The organism is Arthrobacter sp. Ld5, assembly GCF_051172775.1.
GTDB lineage: Bacteria > Actinomycetota > Actinomycetes > Actinomycetales > Micrococcaceae > Arthrobacter_D.
This window is the reverse complement of record NZ_JBPKBO010000001.1, coordinates 41,515-61,648: the sequence shown is the minus strand read 5'-3', so window position 1 is coordinate 61,648 and position 20,134 is coordinate 41,515. Positions and strand designations below refer to the sequence as shown.

Genomic DNA, 20,134 nt, shown 5'->3' with positions numbered 1-20,134 from the left:
TTCAGGACTCTATCCCGGGGCGGGAAAGGACAGAGAATCCATGCCTTGTCAACGCGAACCGCAGTTCCTCCCGATCGTCGAGCGACAGGTTGACGCCCTTGACCTCCTGCCACACCTCGTGGCCGCGGCCCGCGACGATGATGGTGTCGGACGGACGGGCCAGTGCCACGGCCCGCTCGATCGCATCGGCCCGGGGGAAGACCTCCAGCACCTCGCACGCGAGCCCCTCCGCACGGACCGCCGCTTCGGCTCCCGCCCGGACGGCCTGCCGGATGGCCGCGTCGTCCTCGTCGTGCGGGTCGTCGTCGGTGACGACGAGGATGTCGGACAGGCGCGCTCCGACGGCCCCCATGACGGGTCGCTTGGATTCGTCGCGCTGCCCGGTGGCGCCGAACACGGAGATGACCCGGCCGCCGGGGCGACGGACGGAGGCGAGGGTCCGTTCGAGCGCGTCCGGGTTGTGCGCGAAGTCGACGATCGCCGCAGGCTCCTCGCCGACGAGCTGCATGCGTCCGGGCACCTCGGTGGTGAACGGGTCGTGGCCGTCCAGGGCGCGCTGGACGGTCTCGACGGCGACACCCGAGGCGAGGACCATGACCGTGGCCAGGGCGGCGTTGGAGACGTTGAACGTCCCGGGGAGGCCGGTGCGGACCAGCAGCCGCTCCCCCGTGCGGCCCTCGAGGGTGAAGGCGTGGCCGAGGCCGCTGGGCCGGACGTCGGTGACCGTCCAGTCGGCCGTCGGCTCGCCGTCGCGGTGCTCGGTGCGGAGCGAGAGGACGGGCACGCCTGCCGTCCGGGCGAGGTGGGTCCCCCAGTCGTCGTCGACCAGGACGACGGCGCGCCGGCACCGTTCCGGCGTGAAGAGCGTCGCCTTCACGGCGAAGTAGTCCTCCATGGTCCCGTGCAGGTCGAGGTGGTCCTGGGTGAGGTTGGTGAACCCGGCGACGTCGAACCGGACGCCGTCGACCCGCCCGAACTCGAGGGCGTGCGAGGAGACCTCCATGGAGGCCGCGTCGAGTCCCCGTTCCCGCATCAGGGCGAGCAGCGAGTGGACCTGCGGCGACTCGGGCGTGGTGAGCTCGCTCGGGATGGCGTCCTCGCCGGCGCGGATCTCGATCGTGCCGATGAGCCCCGTGGTGCGGCCCAGCGCACCGAGGAGCGCGTTGAGGAAGTACGTGGACGTCGTCTTGCCGTTGGTCCCCGTGATGCCGAACAGGGTCGGCGCATCGCCGGGGGCGTCCGGCTGGCTGTCGAAGATCACGCGCGCGAGCGGTCCGACGGCCCGGCGGGGGTCGGGGACGACGACGACGGGCGGCGCGTCGACGCCGTCCGCCGCCGCGGCACGGGCGACGATCGCGGCGCCTGCCGCGTCCGTCAGGACCGCCACCGCCCCGGCACGCACGGCCTGCCCGGCGAAGTCCGCGCCGTGGCGCGTGGCCCCGGGGACGGCCGCGTAGACGTCCCCGGGGAGCACCGAGCGCGAATCGAGGGTGAGCCCGGTGACCACGGGCAGGTCAGGTGATCCTGCCGTCCCGGCCAGGGGCCCGATCGCGCCCAGGGCCGCGGACAGCGCGACCGGGTGCGGGGCGCGCGGCCGCATCAGGGAGGCGCCGCCTCCCCGCGAGTTGTTCGATTGCACGGTGCTCCGGCCTCCGGGTCAGTACTTGACCGGGTAGATGTCCGGCTTCTTCGTGGACGCCGGCACGTTGTTGGAATTGAGGGCCTGCTGCATCACCTTCTGGAACGACAGCCCCGGGATGAGATAGTACAGGTCGCCCTGCGGCCGCTGGAGCGTCACGACGACCACGTACTCGGGGTCCTCGATCGGCGCGATCCCGGCGTAGGACAGGGTGTACCCATCGTAGCCGCCAGACGCGCCCGGGGCCTCGGCGGTGCCCGTCTTCGCTCCTACACGGTACTGCTCCAGCTCGCCGGATTTGCCCGATCCCTCCTCGGTCACGGTCTCGAGCATCTTCCGCATCTTCGCCGCGGTCTCCGGGGACACCACCTTCGTGCCGTCCGCCTCGGGCACCACGTGCTCGGTGCCGTCCGGGTCGATGTAGGCGTCGATCAGCCGCGGCTGCAGCCGTACGCCGTCGTTGGCGATGGTCTGGAACACCATGGCGGTGTGCAGGGCGGTCTGGGTGAGGCCCTGGCCGAACAGGACGGTGTACTGCTGGCGGTCGTCCCACTTCTCGGGGGTGGTCAGCAGGCCCTGGTTCTCCTCGTTGAGGCCCGTCCCGAGCGGCTCGCCGATGCCGAACTTCTTCAGCCAGTCGTACCGCTCCTGCCGGGTGAGCTGCTCGCCCACCTGGACGGTCCCGGTGTTCATCGACTTCGCCAGGATGCCCGCCGCGGTGCGCTTCTCGGTCTCGTGCTCGAAGGCGTCCTTGAACGTCTGCCCGTCGATCGTGTAGCGGTTCTCGAGGGTGAACCTCGAGGTCGGCTCGATGAGCCCCTGCTCGATCGCGCCGGCCATCGTGATGACCTTGGTGGTGGAGCCCGGCTCGAAGGAGGCACTGACGGAGTTCGGGCTGCGCTGCTCCGCCGGCGTCGCGGTCGGGTCGTTGGGATCGGGCGTCGTGGATTCGGCCATGGCGCGGATCGCCCCGGTGTCCGTCTCGACGACGACGATGTTGCCCCACTCGGCGTCGTACTCCTCGACCTGCGAGGCGATGGTCTGCTGCGCGAACCACTGCAGGTCCTGATCGATGGTGAGCCGGACGTCCCGGCCGTCCATCGCGGGAACGTCCTCGTTCGTCGCGTAGGGGATGCGGATGCCGTCCCCGCCGATCTCGAAGGTCCTGCTGCCCGCGGTGCCCTCGAGCTCGTCGTTGAGCGAGTACTCGAGCCCTTCCTGCGGAGCGCCGTTCTCGGACACGAAGCCGATCACCGATCCGGCGACGGGCCCCGCCGGATAGGTCCGCACGCTCGTCTTGTCGGCGTAGACGCCCGGGATCTTGACGGCGAGGGCCCGGTTCTTGACCTCCGGTGTCAGGGATTTGAGGATGTAGTTGAAGCTCTTGTCACCGAGGACGGACCCCCGCAGCGTCTCCGCGTCCACGCCGATGACGGCGGACAGCTCCGAGAGCGCCTGGTCCATGGGGATCACCTCCCACTCCTCCAGGTCCTCGCTGTAGCGGCGGAACTCCTCGAGGGCGCTCAGGCGCTGGTCGACCACCAGGTCGAAGCGCTCGACGCTGCGGGCGAAGTACTTGCCGTTCATGTCCACGATCGAACCCCGGACGGGCTGCACGGCGGTGGTCGTGAGGCGCTTGGACAGGCCCGCCTGCGCCATGCCGTTCAGATCGAGGGCCTGCAGCTGGAAGAGGCGCACGCCGAGGACCATCAGGAGCACGAGGACGAACGCGAGCCCCACGCGGAGCCGCCTGGAGCCCAGGGCCAGACGCATACTGTCGGGGCTGCCGGGGCGTGCAGGGGTCACAGGAAATCCTTGTCGATCAGTACGTCTGGTGCGAGGTGCCGGAGCCGTTCGTGCTACTGCCCGGAGTCGAGCTGCTCGGGACCGGGGATCGTCCCCGACGCGGAGTCCTCGCCGGCCCCGGACGCGGCCGGACCCGTGCCGAGGTTCGGCGCGGCGATGAGGACCTCGGGCTCGGGGCCCTTCGTCGCCGGTTCCGGCGTGCCGGTCACCTTCATCGAATCTAGCTCAATGGTCCCGAAGGTCGGGGAGGACACCATGCCGAGTTTCGTCGCGGCTGCCGCGAGGTTCTGGGGCGCCTCCTTGGACTCGATGGCCAGCACGAGTGCCTCGTTCTCCTGGTGGAGGGCCGTCTGCTGGTTCCGGAGCTGCACCAGTTCGTACTGGGTACCGGAGACGGAGATGTTGAGCATGAGCACCGCAGCGAGCGCGGCGGCGAGCAGGACCAGGCTGAAGACGGCGAAGGGCACCTTGCGCCGGGCAGGACGCGCCGGGACGACGGACAGCGGCGTCCGGGCCCTCGTGGTGCCGGGGCCTTCGGTGACCGGTGCGGTCAGCCGGCCCGGGGCCAGCGCGAGGGCGCTGTTCCCGGAGAAGGCTGCAGCGCCGTGTCGCTTCTCCACGGTCAGTGCCTGGCTCATGTGGTCTTCCTGTCGATGGGTCCGGCTTTGATTCGTTCTACGGCCCGCAGCTTGGCGGATGCCGCACGCGGGTTCTCCTCGATCTCCGCCGCGGTGGGCGCTTCGGTGCCGCGCGTCAGCGATCGGAGGTAGGGCTTGTGTTCCTCGAGTTCCACCGGGAACCCGACGGGAGCGGAGGACTTCGTTCCGGCTGCGAAGGCGCTCTTCACGATGCGGTCCTCGAGGGAGTGGTAGGACATGGCGACGACGCGGCCGCCGACCAGGGTGGAGGCGATCGCCGCCGGGACCGCCCGTTCGAGGACCGTCAGTTCCTCGTTCACCTCGATCCGCAGCGCCTGGAACGTCCGCTTGGCCGGGTGGCCGCCGGTGCGGGCCGCCGCGGCGGGGACGACGCCGCGGATGACGTCCACGAGCTGGGAGGTGGTCCGGAACGGGCCGGCCTCCCTCGCGCGCACGATCGCCGAGGCGATCCGCCCGGCGAACTTCTCCTCGCCCCAGGTGCGGATGATGCGCAGGAGCTCGTCCTCACGGTAGGTGTTGACCACCTCGGCGGCCGTGATGCCCCGGCTCGTGTCCATGCGCATGTCGAGGGGCGCGTCGTAGGAGTAGGCGAACCCCCTGTCGCGCTCGTCGAGCTGGAGGGAGGAGACGCCGAGGTCGAAGAGGACGCCGTCCACGCCGTCGATGCCGAGGTCCTCGAGCACCTCGGGCAGTTCGTCGTACACGGCGTGCACCAGGTCCGTGCGGGACGCGTAGGGGGCGAGCCGTTCGCCGGCCAGGCCGAGCGCCTCGGTGTCGCGGTCGATGCCGACGAGGTGCACGGAGGGGAAGCGCTCGAGCATCGTCTCGGAGTGGCCCCCCATACCGAGGGTGGCGTCGACGACCACGGCGCGCCGGCCGGCGGCTTCCGCTGCGGCGACGGAGGGGGCGATGAGCGAGACGCAGCGGTCGCGGAGGACGGGGACGTGGCGCTCCCCCGTCGGCCGGTCACCCGTCATGCGTCCTCCCCCTCGTGCAGTTCGTCTTCGTCTCGGTGTCACTGCAGGCAGGGAGGAGGTCGGCCTTCTTGGATCAGACCCCCATCCGGCCGGAGGGTCGCCGCCTGGCTTCGGGGAAGTGAAGCCAGGAGACATACCGGATCCGGCGGCTGGAGATCTCATCCAAGGGACGTTCCCACCTGCGCCGTCGTGCTGGTCCTGCTGTTGTTCAGATGATGCCCGGGAAGGCATCCTCGTCGGTCTCGGAGAACGCCGTCTCCTTCTCCGTGAGGTAGGAGTCCCAGGCGTCCGACGCCCAGATCTCCGCACGGCTGCCCGCTCCGATGACCGCGAGGTCACGGTCGAGCCCCGCGTAGGCCCGCAGCGCGGGCGGGATGGTGATCCTGCCCTGCTTGTCGGGCACCTCGTCCGAGGCCCCCGACAGGAAGATGCGGTTGTAGTCCCTCGCCTGGCGTGACGAGAGCGGAGCCGTCCGCATCTGTTCGTGAACCCTTTCGAACTCACCCATGCTGAAGACGTAGATGCATCGCTCCTGGCCCCTCGTGAGGACCAGGCCCTCGCTCAGCTCCTCACGGAACTTCGCTGGAAGGATGAGCCTGCCTTTCTCGTCGAGGCGGGGATTGTGGGTTCCGAGGAACATCCCTGACCGCCTGTTCTGAGTCCGCCAAGCCCGGCGTGGTGCCGTTCTGCTCTTATGTTCCCCACTTTACTCCACAACTCTCCCCGATCAACGTATTGAGGGCGCGCCGCGCCCCTTTCGGTGGGCGCGTGTCGCCGACCGCGCGGCGGCACGCCGCGGAATGGCGCCGCCGACGCCTGCGGGGAGCGAAGTGGAGTGCTTAAACGACGAAGGACCCGCCGGGGCGGGTCCTTCGTCGATGGAGCTTCGGTCGCGGCCTCTAGGTCTGGTCGCGCTTCCGTTCGTCCCACTTGTCCTCGAGGCTGGACATGAAGCTGCTCTTGCCCCCGGTCGGCGCCTTGGAGGGCTTGCCGAGGGGCCGACCGGCGTCGACCTGCTTCGATTTCGAGGTGGCGAAGTAGACGCCGGCTCCCATGATCAGGAAGCCGAGGACACCGACGAGGATGATCTGCCAGACGATCCCCGCCAGAAGCACGAGGATGCCCGCGATCGTGATGAGGGAACCGATGACGAGGCGTCGGGTCGACATCGACTTGCGACTGTCCGAGGCCATCGAGTGCGCGAACTTGGGATCGTCGGCGTGCAACTGCTGTTCAAGCTGATCAAGCAACCTCTGCTCGTGTTCCGAGAGTGCCATGACCGCCTCCTTGATATGGGTACCAACGTTCCTCCACCCAACCAACGCTCCTGACGCCGACCCGGTTCCCGAAGGAGGGGCCCGGGACCGCAGGTTCCGGCTGGTGGATTTGTGTCACGACCGGCAGTTGGACTACCGAGTTAAAGACTAGTGTGCTAGCGCGTGGGAGCAAAGTCACGATGCGGTACTGGGAGCCACCTCTTCCGGATGATAGGGGCCCCTGGATGCGCTCAACGGCGCGGATCCCGCTCGTTCCGCCGCTGATCCCGTGGCGGCGCTCCCGGGGACCCGTCCTGCGGTGGCCGGCGACCTCCCCGGACCGTCCGCGGAGCGCCCGGTCCGTTCTCGATCGCGTCCGCGGGCCCGTCCTCCGGGCTGCTCCGCGACGCCGGCGGACGCGCCCTGGAGAGGAGCCCGGCGGGCAGAACGCCCGCCTCCCCGAACTTCCGGTTCACGTCGTCGAGGGCGCGTTCGGCGAGCCTCCAGTTGTCGTCCTGCCGGTCGATCGTCAGCTGCGTGGAGCCGTCGCCGCCGGTCTCGAGCGATTCGGCCCGGAGTCCGATGAGCCGTACCGCCATGGGCCTGTCCCCCAGCCCGGCGAGCAGCGCCGTCGCCGCGCGGTAGAGGGCGTTCGCGTTGTCCACCGGCTCGTCGAGCTTCCTCGATCGCGTGAGCGTCGAGAAATCCTCGTAGCGGACCTTGAGCGCGACCGATCCGGCGCGATGGCCGGAGGCCCTCAGCCTCGTCGCCGTGCGGTGGGCGAGCCGCAGCAGCTCCCGGCGGAGGACGTCGGAGTCCTCGACGTCCGAGGAGAACGTCTCCTCCGCGCCGATGCTCTTCTCCGGTCGCGAGACCACGACGCGCCTCGGGTCGCGGCCCCAGGCGAGGGAGTGCACGTGTTCGCCGGAAGCGCCCAGCAATCGTCGGAGGGTGGCCACGGGGGTGTGCGCGACGTCCTCCACGGTCCGGATGCCGATGCGGGCCAGGATCTCCTGGGTCTTTGCGCCCACGCCCCAGAGGGCGGAGACGGGGAGCGTGTGGAGGTAGGCGACCGTCCGGTCCCCCGGGATGAGCAGGAGCCCGTCCGGCTTGGCCCTGGTGGACGCGATCTTCGCGACGAACTTCGTCGTCGCCGCCCCGACGCTCGCGGTGATGCCCAGCGTCGCGTGGATCTCGGCGCGGATCTGCTCGCCGATCTCCCGCGGGCCGCCCAGCCGGCGGAGGGCGCCGGCGACGTCGAGGAAGGCCTCGTCCACGCTCAGCTGCTCGACGTCCGGCGTGACCGACCGGAAGATCGCCATGATCTGCCCGGAGACCTCCGAGTACCGCCGGTGGTGCGGCGGGAGGATGACCGCGGCGGGGCACTGCCGCATGGCGACGGCCATCGGCATCGCGGACCGCACACCGAACCGGCGGGCCTCGTAGGAGGCGGACAGGACCACGGACCGTCCGGACGGGGAGCCCACGACCACGGGCACCCCGCGGAGGTGCGGATGGTCGAGCAGCTCCACGGAGACGTAGAAGGCATCCATGTCGATGTGCAGGATGTGGCACTCCGCATACTCGACAGGCCCCTGCCCCGCGTCCTTTGGCACGCTCTCATGGTACGCACCGGCACCGACACCGCGCGGGCCGCGCGTCGCGCTCCCCGCCCGGCCCGCCACGCCCGGGAGGACCCGCCGGGGCGCCCGTTAGAGTGGAGGCACCACCGAAAGACGACTGCACGGGAGATTCATGCTGTCCGCACCTGCCACCCCCGACCAGGGCGGCCCAGCTCCCGCCACGATCCTCAGGGAGCAGGAACAGTTCAGGTCCTCCCTCACGCGGACCATCGAGGACTTCCTCGCCGAGCAGCGCACCGTCCTCGCCTCCATCTCCGGCGAGGCGCTCCCGCTCATCTCGAGCATCGCCACCCTGACGAGCGGAGGCAAGCGGATGCGGGCGCTGCTGTGCTACTGGGGCTGGCGGGCGGCGGGCGGGTCGCCGCTGGCGTCCGAACCCGTGACGGCGGGCACGGCCCTCGAATTCTTCCAGGCCGCCGCCCTCATCCACGACGACATCATCGACCGGTCCGACACCCGGCGCGGGCGCCCGAGCGTCCATCGCCAGTTCACGGCCCGGCATGCCGATGCGGGGTGGCATCTCGACCCGGAGCGGTTCGGGGTCTCCTCCGCCATCCTCGCGGGCGACCTCTGCCTCGCCTTCAGCGAGGAGCTCTTCACCGCTTCCTGCTCCGCAACCCCGGCGGATGCCGGTTCCACGGCGCGGACGATCTTCAACCGCATGCGCACCGAGGTGATGGCGGGCCAGTACCTGGACCTGCTGGAAGAAGCCGTCGGGCCGGACCAGACCCCGGCGGTGGCCGAGGAGCGCGCCCTCAACATCCTCCGCTTCAAGTCCGCGAAGTACTCGATGGAGCGGCCCCTCATGCTCGGCGGAGCACTGGCCGGCGCGGACGACGCGCTGCTCGCCGGCTACTCGGCATTCTCACTCCCGCTGGGCGAGGCGTTCCAGCTGCGCGACGACGTCCTGGGCGTCTTCGGCGACCCGTCGGTGACGGGCAAGCCCGCCGGGGACGACCTGCGGGAGGGCAAGCGGACCTTCCTGATCGCGCGAGCCCTCAAAGCCAGCTCCGGGACCGGTCGGGCCCGCATCAACGCGATGCTCGGCGACACGTCCCTCGACGCCGATGGCGTGGATGCCCTGCGCGCGCTGATCGTGGACAGCGGGGCGCTGGCACACACCGAGCAGCTCATCGGGCAGAAGTCCGAGGAGGCCTTCTCGGCGCTCGGGGACCTCGAGGTGGACCCCGTCTCGCTGCACGCCCTTCGACTGCTCGCCGAGGCTGCGGTGACACGGACCGCCTGAGCGTTCCGCGCTCCGAGGCGCACCTGCTCCGGGCAGTCCGGGGCTAAAGGGCCGTTCCTACCAGGCGGCAGCCTGTGCGCGACGGCGGATCTCCGTCTTCCGGCCCTCGCGCAGGGCGTCGATGGGCCGCCCCGGCAGGGAATCGTCCTCGGTGTACAGCCACCGGATGATGTCCTCGTCGCCGTAGCCGCTGTCGGACAGGACCACCACGGTGCCCTTGAGGCTCTCGAGGACGCCCCCGTCGACCAGGAAGTCCGCCGGCACGCTGCGGATCCTGCGCTCTCCGATCCGCACGCTCACGAGCGACCGCTCGCTGACGAGCGAGTGCACGCGCGTGATGGGCAGCCCCAGCGCGTCGGCGACCTCGGGGAGATTGAGCCAGGCCGGAACGAGTTGTTCGAGTTCAGTCACCGTCCAAGGGTGCCACGCTCCGGCACCCAACTCCACTCGGCGGCCCTCCTGCAAGGACTCCTCAGGAAGTCCCGAAAGGGACACGCCGATCTTGACGATTCCCTGCATTTTCAGGCCCTTGTGCTACCTGACCCATCGTGTAGATTCACTTGAGTCACATGGATCACACTGATAACAGCTGAAACATCAGCATCACCAGCACGTGCATGCTTCCGGACAGGAAGAGTTTCCCGGGGGCATGCGTCCGCGCGGTCACATCCGCCAACAGACGAGGAACGAAACATGACTGCCCAGCGATCGAACGCACCGCTGAACGGCGCGCGCAGGAAGGCCGGCGGCGAGAGCCGGCGCGGCCTGAACGTCGCCGTGACCACCGCCGCCCTGCCCGCGGTGATCTTCTCCTCCGTGGCCCTCGCCCAGCCGGCGACGGCGGCTCCCGCCGCGCAGGTGCCGGTCACCCGGCCCCTCGGAGCGACACCGGCAGCCCTCCCCTCCCGGGCCGTCGTGCCCGCAGCCCTCGTCGCCGTGCAGGTCCCGGCCCAGAAGACGGTCGTCGTCGCGCAGACGGTCCCGACCACCTACACCGTGAAGCCCGGCGACACCATCGGCGCGATCGCGAAGCGGTACGGACTGTCGACCGCCACCGTCCTGACACGCAACGGCATGACCGCGCGCACCATCATCTACCCCGGACAGAAGATCACACTGACCGGAGGCTCCACCCGCGCCGCGAAGCCCGCCACCGCACCGGCAGCCCCCGCAGCAGGGTCGACCTACGTCGTCCGGCCCGGCGACACCCTGGGCGCCATCGCCTCCCGCAACGGCGTGAGCCTGCAGAGCGTGCTCACGGCCAACCGGCTCTCGATGAACTCGATCATCTACCCCGGCCAGAAGCTGACCCTCGGCGGCAAGGCGCCCGTCGCCGCTCCCGCTCCCGCGCCGAAGGCGCCCGCACCGGCTCCGGCACCCTCGGGCGGTACCTACGTGGTGAAGTCCGGCGACACACTCGGCGCCATCGCCTCCCGCAACGGCATCGGCCTCGACGCGCTGCTGAGCGCGAACCGCCTCTCCAGGTCCTCGATCATCTACCCCGGACAGAAGCTCAAGCTCACCGGCTCGGTCACACCGCAGGCGACGCCTCCGAAGGCGCCCGCCCCGGCGCCAGTGCCCGGCGGACTCGTCCCCTCGACGTTCGCCGGCCTTCACGGTGTAGGACCCGGCCCCCACCGCCGGGTCCTACACCGTGAAGGCCGGCGACACGCTCGGCGCCATCGCCTCCCGCAACGGGGTGGGCCTCTCCGCGCTGCTCACCGCCAACCGCATGAGCACGAGCACCGTGATCTACCCGGGACAGAAGCTCACCATCCCGGCCCGGGGCGCGGCGCCCGCACCCGCGCCAGTGCCCGGCGGACTCGTCCCCTCGACGTTCCTCGGCTTCAAGTACCCGGACAGCGTGGTCGCGGACGCGAATGCGAACAAGGCCCTCCTCAACGCGCTCCCCGCGCCGTCGCCGGCCGAGATGAAGAAGATCGTCGCCGACACCGCGCGTTCCATGGGCGTCGACCCGAGCCTCGCCCTGGCCTTCGCCTTCCAGGAGTCGAGCTTCAACCAGCGTGCGGTCTCCCCGGCGAACGCCATCGGCACCATGCAGGTCATCCCGTCGTCCGGCGAATGGGCGAGCAACCTCGTGGGACGCAAGCTCAACCTGCTGGACCCGTACGACAACGCCACCGCCGGCGTCGCGATCATCCGCTCGCTCGTGCGCACCAGCCCGTCCCTGGACATCGCGATCGCCTCCTACTACCAGGGCCAGTACTCGGTGCAGACCCGCGGCATGTTCGCGGACACCAAGCAGTACGTCGCATCGATCAAGGCACACCAGAAGAACTTCCGGTAGGTCTCCCCGCGGGGTGGAGGAAGGGGGTGGGACCGCGTGGTCCCACCCCCTTCCCAGTGCCCCCGTCTACTATCTAAGGGTGCACCAGCAGCGGAAGGACCCCCTCGAGGGGGCAACTGTCGACGGGCGCTACCTCGTCCACTCGCGGCTGGCCCGCGGCGGCATGTCCACCGTCTACCTCGCCACGGACCGGCGGCTGGACCGGCGCGTGGCGCTCAAGGTCCTGTACCCGCACCTGGCCGACGAGCCCGGCTTCGTCGATCGCTTCGAGCAGGAGGCGAAGTCCGCGGCGAGGCTGGCCCACCCGCACGTCGTGGGTGTCCTCGACCAGGGCGTGGACGACGTCGACGGGCAGGACGTCGCCTACCTCGTCATGGAGTACGTCCAGGGCAGGACCCTGCGCGAGGTCCTGCGCGACCACGGCCGGCTCACGCCCCGCCATGCGCTCGACCTGCTGGACGCGGTGGTCGAGGGCCTGGCAGCAGCCCACGACGCCGGGCTGATCCATCGTGACGTGAAGCCGGAGAACGTGCTCCTCTCCGACACGGGCCAGGTGAAGATCGCGGACTTCGGCCTCGCCCGCGCCGTCTCGGCGAGCACGGGCACCGCGACCCTCGTGGGTACCGTCGCCTATCTCTCCCCCGAGCTCGTCCTCGGCCGGCCCGCGGAGGCACAGAGCGACATCTACTCGACGGGCGTCATGCTCTTCGAACTGCTCACCGGTCAGCAGCCCTTCACGGGCGGGACGCCCATCCAGGTGGCCGTCCAGCACGCGCAGGCGGACGTCCCCCCGCCCTCGGCCCTCCTCCCCGGCCTGGCCGCGGACATCGACGAGCTGGTGCAGTGGTGCACCTCCCGGGATCCCGAGGACCGCCCGGTGGACGGGGCTGCGCTGCTCGGGGAACTCCGGCACATCCGCCGGACGCTCACCGACGACGAACTGGACTTCGCGCCCGCCGGCGCACCCGCCGTCGTCCCGGAGCAGGACCAGCTCACCGTCGCGGCTGTCCCGCGGCTCACGGACGACGACGCGCGAACCGAGGCGCTGGCCCGACCTCCGGGGCCGGCCGGTACGCGCACCGAGGGTCTCCACGGCAGGACGGAGGTCCTGCCGGGCGCGGCGCACGACGACCACCGCACCAGCGTCATCAGCAGGGACCGCAACGCCACCCGGGTGATCGGGGCGATCCCCGCCGTCCCGCCGGCATCGGCCGCCCGCGCGCCGTCCGGGCCCCCGGGCAGTGCCGGCAGCACGGCCGCCGCGCCGGGCAATCCGGGCGGTGCGCCCCGCCGTCCGTCGAAGCGTCAGCAGGCACGCGACGCGCAGCGCCCGCAGAAGACCCTGCGCGGGACGACGGGGCGTCGTTCCGTCCGCGTGCTCGTGGCGCTGCTGGTCCTCCTGGCCGGGCTGGTCGCGGGGCTGGGCTGGGTCTTCGGGGCGGGGCCTGCCGGCGTGGTCACCCTGCCCGACGTGGCGAACGTCCCGCTCGGGGAGGCGCGTGCCGCCCTCGAGGACCAGGGGCTCGTCTCCGTGTCGACGGAGGAGGCCTTCGACGAGGACGTCCTCGCGGGGCTGGTGATCGGTACGGACCCCGCCGCGAACACCGAGGTCCGCCGCTTCGAGCGCGTGGACCTCCTCGTCTCGCGGGGGCCCGAGCTGTTCGCCGTCCCCGACGTCGGCGGCCGGTCACAGGACGAGGCGGCCGCGGAACTCGACGCCGCAGGACTCTCCGTGGGCGCGCTGCAGGAGGAGTACAGCGAGAGCGTCCCGGCCGGCGCGGTCCTGCGGCAGGACCCGGAGCAGGGCGCCGAGCGCCGGCGCGGGTCGGCGGTGGATCTCGTGGTGTCCCTCGGCCCCGCACCGATCGCCGTCCCCGACGTCGTCGGGCTCCCGGAGCAGGACGCCGTGGACGCGCTCGAGGAGGCCGGCCTCGTGCCGGTCGTGGGCGGCACCCGCGAGTACAGCCTCACGGTGCCGTCCGGAGCCGTCGTGGGCCAGAGCCCCTCCGGCACCAGCGTGCAGCGCGGCACGGATGTCGCACTGACGCTCTCCCGCGGGCCGCGCCTGGTGCAGGTGCCTAACGTCTTCTCCCTGACCGAACAGCGAGCCGTCGAGGTCCTCGAGGCTGCGGGCTTCACGGTGCAGGTCGACTACACCTTCGGCAGCGCGGTCCTCGGACTCGTCGCGGGGCAGAGCCCGTCGGGCGAGCAGCCCGAGGGGACCGTCATCCGCATCACGGTCACCTGAGACCCGGACACGGACCCGGACGCGCCGAAGGCGGCCACCGGAGTGGCCGCCTTCGGGGATCTGCCCGGTCGTGCGGGGATCAGCTCTTCGAGAGCGCCCCCGCCACGAGGAAGGCCATCTCGAGCGACTGCATGTGATTCAGGCGCGGATCGCACACCGACTCGTAGCGCTCCAGGAAGGCGTCCTGGTCGATCGGGTCCGCCCCGCCCAGGCACTCGGCGACGTCGTCGCCGGTCATCTCGACGTGCAGGCCGCCGGGGAAGGTGCCCAGGGAGTTGTGCACCTCGAAGAACCCGCGCACCTCGTCGATGACGTCGTCGAAGTTGCGGGTCTTGTAGCCGTTGGGCGAGGTCACCGTGTTGCCGTGCATCGGGTCCGTCACCCAGAGGACCTGCGCACCGGAGCCCGTGACCCGTTCCACGAGCTTCGGCAGCTTCTCACGGATGTTGCCGGCGCCCATGCGGGTGATGAACGTGAGCCGGCCCGGTTCCCGGTTCGGGTCGAGCTTGTCGATGAGCGCGAGGGCGTCGTCGCCCGACGTCGACGGTCCGAGCTTGACGCCGATCGGGTTGCGCACCCGGGACAGGAAGTCCACGTGCGCGCCGTCGATGTCGCGCGTGCGCTCCCCGATCCACAGGAAGTGCGCGGAGGTGTCGTACGGCAGCGAGGTGCGGGAGTCGATCCGCGTCAGCGCCCGCTCGTAGTCGAGGAGCAGGGCTTCGTGGCTGGCGAAGAACTCGACCCGCTTGAGGGCCTCGAAGTCCGTTCCGCAGGCGTCCATGAACCGGACGGCGCGGTCGATCTCACGGGCGAGCGATTCGTAGCGGGAGTGCGCCGGGTTGGCCATGAAGCCCTTGTTCCAGTGGTGGACCAGCCGGAGGTCGGCGAACCCGCCCTGCGTGAAGGCCCGGATCAGGTTCAGGGTCGAGGCCGAGGTGTGGTACGCCTTCACCATCCGGGAGGCGTCGTGCCCGCGGCTCTCCGGGGTGAAGTCGTAGCCGTTGACCATGTCCCCCCGGTAGGCGGGGAGGGTGACGCCGTCGCGCGTCTCGTCGTTGGAGGACCGCGGCTTGGCGAACTGGCCGGCCATGCGGCCCATCTTGATGACGGGGAGGGAGGCGCCGTAGGTCAGGACGACGGCCATCTGGAGGATCGTGCGGACACGGGCGCTGATCTTGTCGGCCGTCGCGCCGTCGAACGTCTCCGCGCAATCGCCGCCCTGGAGGAGGAACGCCTTGCCCTGGGCCGCTGCGGCCAGCCGCTCGCGGAGCACGTCCACCTCGCCGGCGAAGACGAGGGGCGGGAGGCTCGAGAGTTCCCTGACCGATGCCGAATAGACTCCAGGGTCCTGCCACGAGGGCTGCTGCGCTGCGGTCATCGAACGCCAGGCATCGAGGCCGGCGGTGGTGGACGAGGCGGGGTCCGCGGTGCGCGGGAGGACGGGAGCTAGTGATTCAGTCACACCCGAATTCTACTGGCTGGGCGGACGCCGCCCGATTCGGCCCGTCATGGCCGCCCGGGGCGGTGTCACACAGCGACTCCCCGGCGGGCGGCGCGTCCCGCGGCGGGCCTCCGCCCGGTGGAGCGGTGAAGGTCCGGAGCTAGGCCGGCCCGGCAGCGGCGCCCGGGGTGCCCGGACCGTCGTCGGTCGCGGGCCGCTTCTCGGACGGTGCACCGCCGATCTCGGTGACGGCGCCCGGCGCCGGGCTGCCGGCGTCGTTGGAGATCCGGACGGCGGCCCTCCGCGTGTCGGCGCCGGGCCGGGGCGTCTTCCGGCCGGCGGCCTTCTCCGCGGCGAGGCGCTCCTTGACCGTGCTGGCGTACGCGTCGACGTACTCCTGGCCGGACAGGCGCATCAGCTCGTACATGATCTCGTCGGTGACGGACCGCTGCACGAAGCGGTCGTCCTCGAGTCCCTCGTACCGGCTGAAATCGAGCGGCTCGCCGATGATGACGCCGACGCGGCGGATGTTGGGGATGCGTCGTCCGATGGGCTGCACCTTGTCGGTACCGATCATCGCCACGGGGATCACCGGTACGCCGGTGGCCAGGACCAGCTTCGCGACGCCGGTCTTGCCGCGGTAGAGGCGCCCGTCGGGGCTGCGGGTCCCCTCGGGGTAGATGCCGAGGACGCCGCCGTCGTTCAGGATGTCCATCCCGGCGCTCAGCGAGGAGGAGGACGCCGCGCCGCCCGAACGGTCCATGGGCAGCTGGTTGGACAGGCGGAAGAACAGCGCTGTCAGCCGGCCCTTCACCCCTTTCCCCGTGAAGTACTCGGATTTCGCGAGGAACACGACGGTCCGGGGAACGACGATCGGCAGGAAGATCGAGTCGGAGAACGAGAGGTGGTTGCTGACGAGCACGGCCGGTCCGGTGGCCGGGACGTTGTCGAGCCCCTTGACCCACGGCCGGAACAGCAGATTGAGGATCGGACCGACGATGATCCGTTTCATCACCCAATAGAACACGCTGCCAGCCTCCCTGGATGGACGGTGCGGCACTCGGCAATGCCGCCCGCTTTTTCCTCTGGAAGCCTACTCTAAGGGTGTCGGCGCGGCGGACGGCGCCACCACGGCCACCGTCCCGCGGAATGCCGACGCGCCGCGCGGTTGACGTAGCGCCGCGCGGTGTCCACGATTGTACGAGCACGCCCACTGATGTCCGAAGATGCCGGGCGGAGATCCTCCGAACCCTGGCCGCAGCACGCGACGGCAGGTAGCAAAGTATGGGCCCCCGAGGTCAGGAACCGAACGAATCCACCGACGACGCCGTCTGGCAGGACCTCGTCGCACGGCTGGAAGGGACATCCACCGATCCCGACCGCCCCGAGCCGCCATCCGCCGGTGCGTCCGGGGACGGCGCGCCCGATGCCGCCCGCAGCTCCCACGACGAACCGGGTGACGCCCAGGGGAATTCCACCGGCACCACCAGCCGCGACCGCGCGGACGCCATCTTCCGTAACCAGCCCCTGTGGTCCTCGGGCCCCCGCGACTACGTCGCGCCGGACGATCCGGACGAGGACGAGGGCTTCACGCCGGAGGATCCGCCGCCGTTCGGATCCGGCGACCCGCTGACGGTTCTCGCCTGGATCGGTGCAGCCGGCGGTCCGATCCTCCTGTTCCTCATCGCGATGTTCTGGCGGACGGCACCGATGACCGCCACGCTGGGCCTGCTCGCGGCGTTCCTCGCGGGCGCCGGCTACCTGGTGACGAAGCTGCCCAAGCACCGCGACATCGGGGACGACGGCGCCGAGGTCTGACGCACGCCGGTGCCGCTGCGTGTCAGGTGCCGCTGCGTGAGAGCTGGCGGGAGAGGTCCGCGGCTCCGATGAGTCCCGCGGCCGGTCCGAGGGCCGCCCGCTCGATCCGCGCCACGGGCCGGAACCCCCGACCAGTCAGGTTGCGTCCGAAGGCGCGCCGCGCGGGTTCCAGCAGGAGATCCCCCGCCGCGCTCAGCCCGCCGCCGATCACGAAGGTGCCCGGGTCCAGTGCCGCTGCCAGGTTGGCCAGCCCGAGTCCCAGCCACTGGCCGACGTCGTCGACGAGTTCCCGCGACGTCGGGTCTCCCGCCATGGCGAGCCGGGTGACGAGGGCCCCGGTGATCGGGCCGCCGTCGGCCGCAGCGGCGTCGATGACGGCCTGGGCGACGGGCGACTGCGCGGCGGCCAGCTCACGCGCCTCCCGTCCCAGCGCGTTGCCCGAGGCGTACTGTTCCCAGCACCCCCGATTGCCGCATTCGCAGCGCTGGCCCTGCGGGACGATGATCTGGTGGCCGAACTCGCCCGCAACGCCGTACCGGCCGCGCTCCACGCGCCCGCCCATGATCATGGCGCCGCCGATGCCGGTCCCGAGGGTCACGCACACGAGCCGCGCCTCTCCGCGCCCCGCTCCGAACCGCCATTCGGCCCAGGCGGCGGCGTCGGCGTCGTTGACCACCGTCACGCGTCGGCGGAGCAGCTGTTCGAGGTTGCGGCGGACGGGTTCGTTGCGCCAGGCCAGGTGGGGGCTGAACAGCACGGTGCTGTTCGACAGGTCCATCCAGCCCGCGGCCCCGATGCCGACCGAGCGGACGCGGTACTCCCTCGACAGTTCCCGGACGAGGTCGGTGACGACCGCCTCCACGGCGCGGGGGTCCTGGCCGGGCGTCGGTCTGCGCGCCTCGGCGAGGATCCGGCCGTGGACGTCCACGACTCCGGCGGCGATCTTGGTGCCGCCGATGTCGACGCCGACCGACAGCCCGCGGCGCGCCGGGTTGGGGAGCGCGGTGCGCGCAGGACGGGCGGCCATCGGGGCGCGCCCCCTCCACGGGACGCCCGTGCCGGGGCGCAGCCGCCGGGTCCGGGGGGCTCCCGGCTCGGGCATGATCGGCATGCGGTCCTCCTGTCGGGGCCGGGCGCGCGCACCCGTTACAGATTCGTACAGTACCGGAGGGCGTTTCGGACGGGTAACGCTATAAAGTGAAACCACCTCACCGTGGGGTGATATCAAAGGAGCTATCGTGCGCGACATCAGCGTCCCCGTCCTCGTCGACGTCCCCCGCCGGACGAACACCACGGACCTCGTGATCCGGCAGGCGAGCAAGCCGTCCGATCCCGCCCTCTTCGCCGTCAAGGGCCCTTCCGGCGAGTGGGAGGACATCGCGGCCACCGAGTTCCGCCGCCAGGTCGAGGACATCGCGAAGGGCCTGATCGCCTCCGGCGTGCAGGCCGGGGACCGCGTCGCCATCATGGCCCGCACGCGCTACGAGTGGTCGCTGGCCGACTTCGCGATCTGGTTCGCCGGCGCGGTGTCCGTCCCTGTATACGAGACCTCCTCCCCCGCGCAGGTCGCCTGGATCCTCAGCGACTCCGGGGCGGTCGGGGCGTTCGTCGAGTCGGCACGCCATGAGGGCGTGGTCCGGGACGCCGTCGCGCTGGACGGCATCGATTCCCTCCAGCACGTCTGGCAGTTCGACGGCGGGGGCCTGGACTCGCTGCGGACGGCCGGGGTGGGCACGGACGAGCAGACGCTCTCGGAGCGCCGGGCGCACGCCGGGCTCGACGACATCGCGACGATCATCTACACCTCGGGCACCACCGGCAAGCCCAAGGGCTGCGAACTGACGCACGGGAACTTCGTCGAGCTGTCGGAGAACGCCGCCGCGGCCCTCCCGGAGGTGGCGCGCGAGGGGGGCCAGACCATCATGTTCCTGCCCCTCGCCCACGTCTTCGCCCGCTTCATCTCGGTCCTGTGCGTCGCGGCCGGGGCCACGGTGGCGCACACCCCCGACGTCAAGAACCTGCTCCCCGACCTGCAGAGCTACCGGCCCACGTTCATCCTGGCCGTGCCGCGCGTCTTCGAGAAGGTCTACAACAACTCGATGCTCAAGGCCGAGGACGGCGGCAAGGGCAAGATCTTCCACGCAGGAGCCGATGTGGCGATCGCATGGTCGAAGGCCGAGCAGGCAGGGAAGATCCCCCTGACCCTCAAGGTCAAGCACGCCGTCTTCGACCGCCTGCTCTACGGCAAGATCCGCGCGGCCATGGGCGGCCGGGTGGAGCACGCGGTGTCCGGCGGGGCACCCCTCGGGGACCGCCTCGGCCACTTCTTCCACGGCATCGGCCTCATGGTGCTCGAGGGCTACGGCCTCACCGAGACCACGGCGCCCATCACCGTGAACACGCCGAAGCGCATCAAGATCGGGACCGTCGGCGCACCCCTCCCGGGCAACGCCGTGAAGATCGCGGACGACGGCGAGATCCTCGCCAGGGGCGTGTGCGTCATGAAGGGCTACTACAACCGCCCGGACCTGACCGACGAGGCCTTCCTCGACGGGTGGTTCCGCACCGGGGACATCGGCGAGCTCGACGACGACGGTTTCCTGCGGATCACGGGCCGGAAGAAGGAGATCATCGTGACGGCCAGCGGGAAGAACGTGATCCCCGCGCTGCTCGAGGACACCATCCGCGCCAACGCCCTGGTGTCGCAGTGCGTCGTCCTCGGCGACGGCCGGCCCTTCATCTCCGCCCTGGTCACGATCGACGAGGAGGCCCTCCCGGGCTGGCTGGACCGGCACCAGATGCCGGCCGGGACCACGACGGTGGAGGCCGCCGAGCACCCGACGGTCCTCGCGGAGATCCAGGCCCTCGTGGATCAGGCCAACTCCACCGTCTCGCGGGCGGAGGCGATCAAGGAGTTCCGGATCGTGACGACCGACTTCACCGAGACCACCGGCCACCTCACGCCGTCCCTCAAGATCAAGCGGGCCCAGGTCCTCAAGGACTACTCGGACGTCGTGGAGTCCATCTACAACCGCGCGTCCGTCTGACCCGGACCGGGCGTCCCCGCCGACCCCGTCGGCGGGGACGCCCGGT

The 20,134-nt window shown here is 70.8% G+C and carries 15 protein-coding genes and 1 pseudogene; 5 read left to right on the top strand and 11 right to left on the bottom strand.

Going from position 1 to position 20,134, the window contains the following annotated elements; translation table 11 throughout:
- Nucleotide 1: 1 nt before the first annotated feature.
- The 7 genes from ACSGDB_RS00270 to dinB form a co-directional block, all read right to left on the bottom strand.
- Nucleotides 2–1,600, bottom strand: a complete 1,599-nt coding sequence (locus ACSGDB_RS00270; protein WP_434991910.1) for a UDP-N-acetylmuramoyl-L-alanyl-D-glutamate--2,6-diaminopimelate ligase — start codon at nt 1,598–1,600, stop codon at nt 2–4.
- A 57-nt stretch (nt 1,601–1,657) separates the two neighbouring features.
- Nucleotides 1,658–3,445 (bottom strand): peptidoglycan D,D-transpeptidase FtsI family protein, encoded by a 1,788-nt coding sequence (locus ACSGDB_RS00265; RefSeq protein WP_434991882.1) that lies wholly within the window; start codon nt 3,443–3,445, stop codon nt 1,658–1,660.
- Between the two features lie 53 nt (nt 3,446–3,498).
- Nucleotides 3,499–4,083, bottom strand: a complete 585-nt coding sequence (locus tag ACSGDB_RS00260; protein WP_434991881.1) for a hypothetical protein — start codon at nt 4,081–4,083, stop codon at nt 3,499–3,501.
- Complete coding sequence (gene rsmH / locus ACSGDB_RS00255) at nt 4,080–5,081, bottom strand: 16S rRNA (cytosine(1402)-N(4))-methyltransferase RsmH (protein ID WP_434991879.1); 1,002 nt, start codon at nt 5,079–5,081, stop codon at nt 4,080–4,082. Before rsmH ends, ACSGDB_RS00260 begins: the two co-directional genes overlap by 4 nt.
- A 208-nt stretch (nt 5,082–5,289) precedes the next feature.
- The gene (gene mraZ / locus ACSGDB_RS00250; RefSeq protein ID WP_434991878.1) at nt 5,290–5,721 is read right to left on the bottom strand and encodes a division/cell wall cluster transcriptional repressor MraZ; all 432 of its coding nucleotides are present in this window, start codon (nt 5,719–5,721) and stop codon (nt 5,290–5,292) included.
- Between the two features lie 259 nt (nt 5,722–5,980).
- The gene (locus tag ACSGDB_RS00245) at nt 5,981–6,358 is read right to left on the bottom strand and encodes a DUF3040 domain-containing protein (protein WP_434991877.1); all 378 of its coding nucleotides are present in this window, start codon (nt 6,356–6,358) and stop codon (nt 5,981–5,983) included.
- 230 nt (nt 6,359–6,588) lie between these two features.
- Nucleotides 6,589–7,953: a DNA polymerase IV gene (gene dinB / locus ACSGDB_RS00240; RefSeq protein ID WP_434991876.1), complete on the bottom strand. Its 1,365-nt coding sequence runs from the start codon at nt 7,951–7,953 to the stop codon at nt 6,589–6,591.
- Nucleotides 7,954–8,092: 139 nt separating this feature from the next.
- On the opposite strand from dinB, the gene ACSGDB_RS00235 reads away from it, so the two are divergent.
- A complete protein-coding gene (locus ACSGDB_RS00235; protein WP_434991875.1) occupies nt 8,093–9,226 on the top strand; it encodes a polyprenyl synthetase family protein in 1,134 nt (377 codons plus the stop codon).
- A gap of 57 nt (nt 9,227–9,283) precedes the next feature.
- On the opposite strand, the gene ACSGDB_RS00230 is transcribed toward ACSGDB_RS00235, so the two are convergent.
- Nucleotides 9,284–9,637 carry an Rv2175c family DNA-binding protein gene (locus tag ACSGDB_RS00230; RefSeq protein WP_434991874.1) on the bottom strand — a complete coding sequence of 118 codons (354 nt, stop codon included), beginning with the start codon at nt 9,635–9,637 and terminating at the stop codon, nt 9,284–9,286.
- 663 nt (nt 9,638–10,300) lie between these two features.
- On the opposite strand from ACSGDB_RS00230, the pseudogene ACSGDB_RS00225 reads away from it, so the two are divergent.
- Both ACSGDB_RS00225 and pknB read left to right on the top strand, forming a co-directional pair.
- A pseudogene (locus ACSGDB_RS00225) lies at nt 10,301–11,534 on the top strand (LysM peptidoglycan-binding domain-containing protein).
- A gap of 79 nt (nt 11,535–11,613) precedes the next feature.
- The gene (gene pknB / locus ACSGDB_RS00220; protein WP_434991873.1) at nt 11,614–13,782 is read left to right on the top strand and encodes a Stk1 family PASTA domain-containing Ser/Thr kinase; all 2,169 of its coding nucleotides are present in this window, start codon (nt 11,614–11,616) and stop codon (nt 13,780–13,782) included.
- 79 nt (nt 13,783–13,861) lie between these two features.
- Here pknB and ACSGDB_RS00215 read toward each other — a convergent pair whose 3' ends face one another.
- Both ACSGDB_RS00215 and ACSGDB_RS00210 read right to left on the bottom strand, forming a co-directional pair.
- Nucleotides 13,862–15,244, bottom strand: coding sequence for a class II 3-deoxy-7-phosphoheptulonate synthase (locus ACSGDB_RS00215; RefSeq protein WP_434991872.1), 1,383 nt, complete (start codon nt 15,242–15,244; stop codon nt 13,862–13,864).
- A 139-nt stretch (nt 15,245–15,383) separates the two neighbouring features.
- A complete protein-coding gene (locus ACSGDB_RS00210) occupies nt 15,384–16,250 on the bottom strand; it encodes a lysophospholipid acyltransferase family protein (RefSeq protein WP_434991870.1) in 867 nt (288 codons plus the stop codon).
- Nucleotides 16,251–16,507: 257 nt separating this feature from the next.
- Between ACSGDB_RS00210 and ACSGDB_RS00205 the strand changes: the two genes are divergently transcribed.
- Nucleotides 16,508–17,041: a hypothetical protein gene (locus ACSGDB_RS00205; RefSeq protein ID WP_434991869.1), complete on the top strand. Its 534-nt coding sequence runs from the start codon at nt 16,508–16,510 to the stop codon at nt 17,039–17,041.
- Nucleotides 17,042–17,063: 22 nt separating this feature from the next.
- Here ACSGDB_RS00205 and ACSGDB_RS00200 read toward each other — a convergent pair whose 3' ends face one another.
- On the bottom strand, nt 17,064–18,068 hold the full coding sequence (locus ACSGDB_RS00200; RefSeq protein WP_434991909.1) for an ROK family glucokinase: 1,005 nt from the start codon (nt 18,066–18,068) through the stop codon (nt 17,064–17,066).
- Nucleotides 18,069–18,279: 211 nt separating this feature from the next.
- On the opposite strand from ACSGDB_RS00200, the gene ACSGDB_RS00195 reads away from it, so the two are divergent.
- A complete protein-coding gene (locus ACSGDB_RS00195) occupies nt 18,280–20,088 on the top strand; it encodes an AMP-dependent synthetase/ligase (RefSeq protein ID WP_434991867.1) in 1,809 nt (602 codons plus the stop codon).
- Nucleotides 20,089–20,134 lie beyond the last annotated feature (46 nt).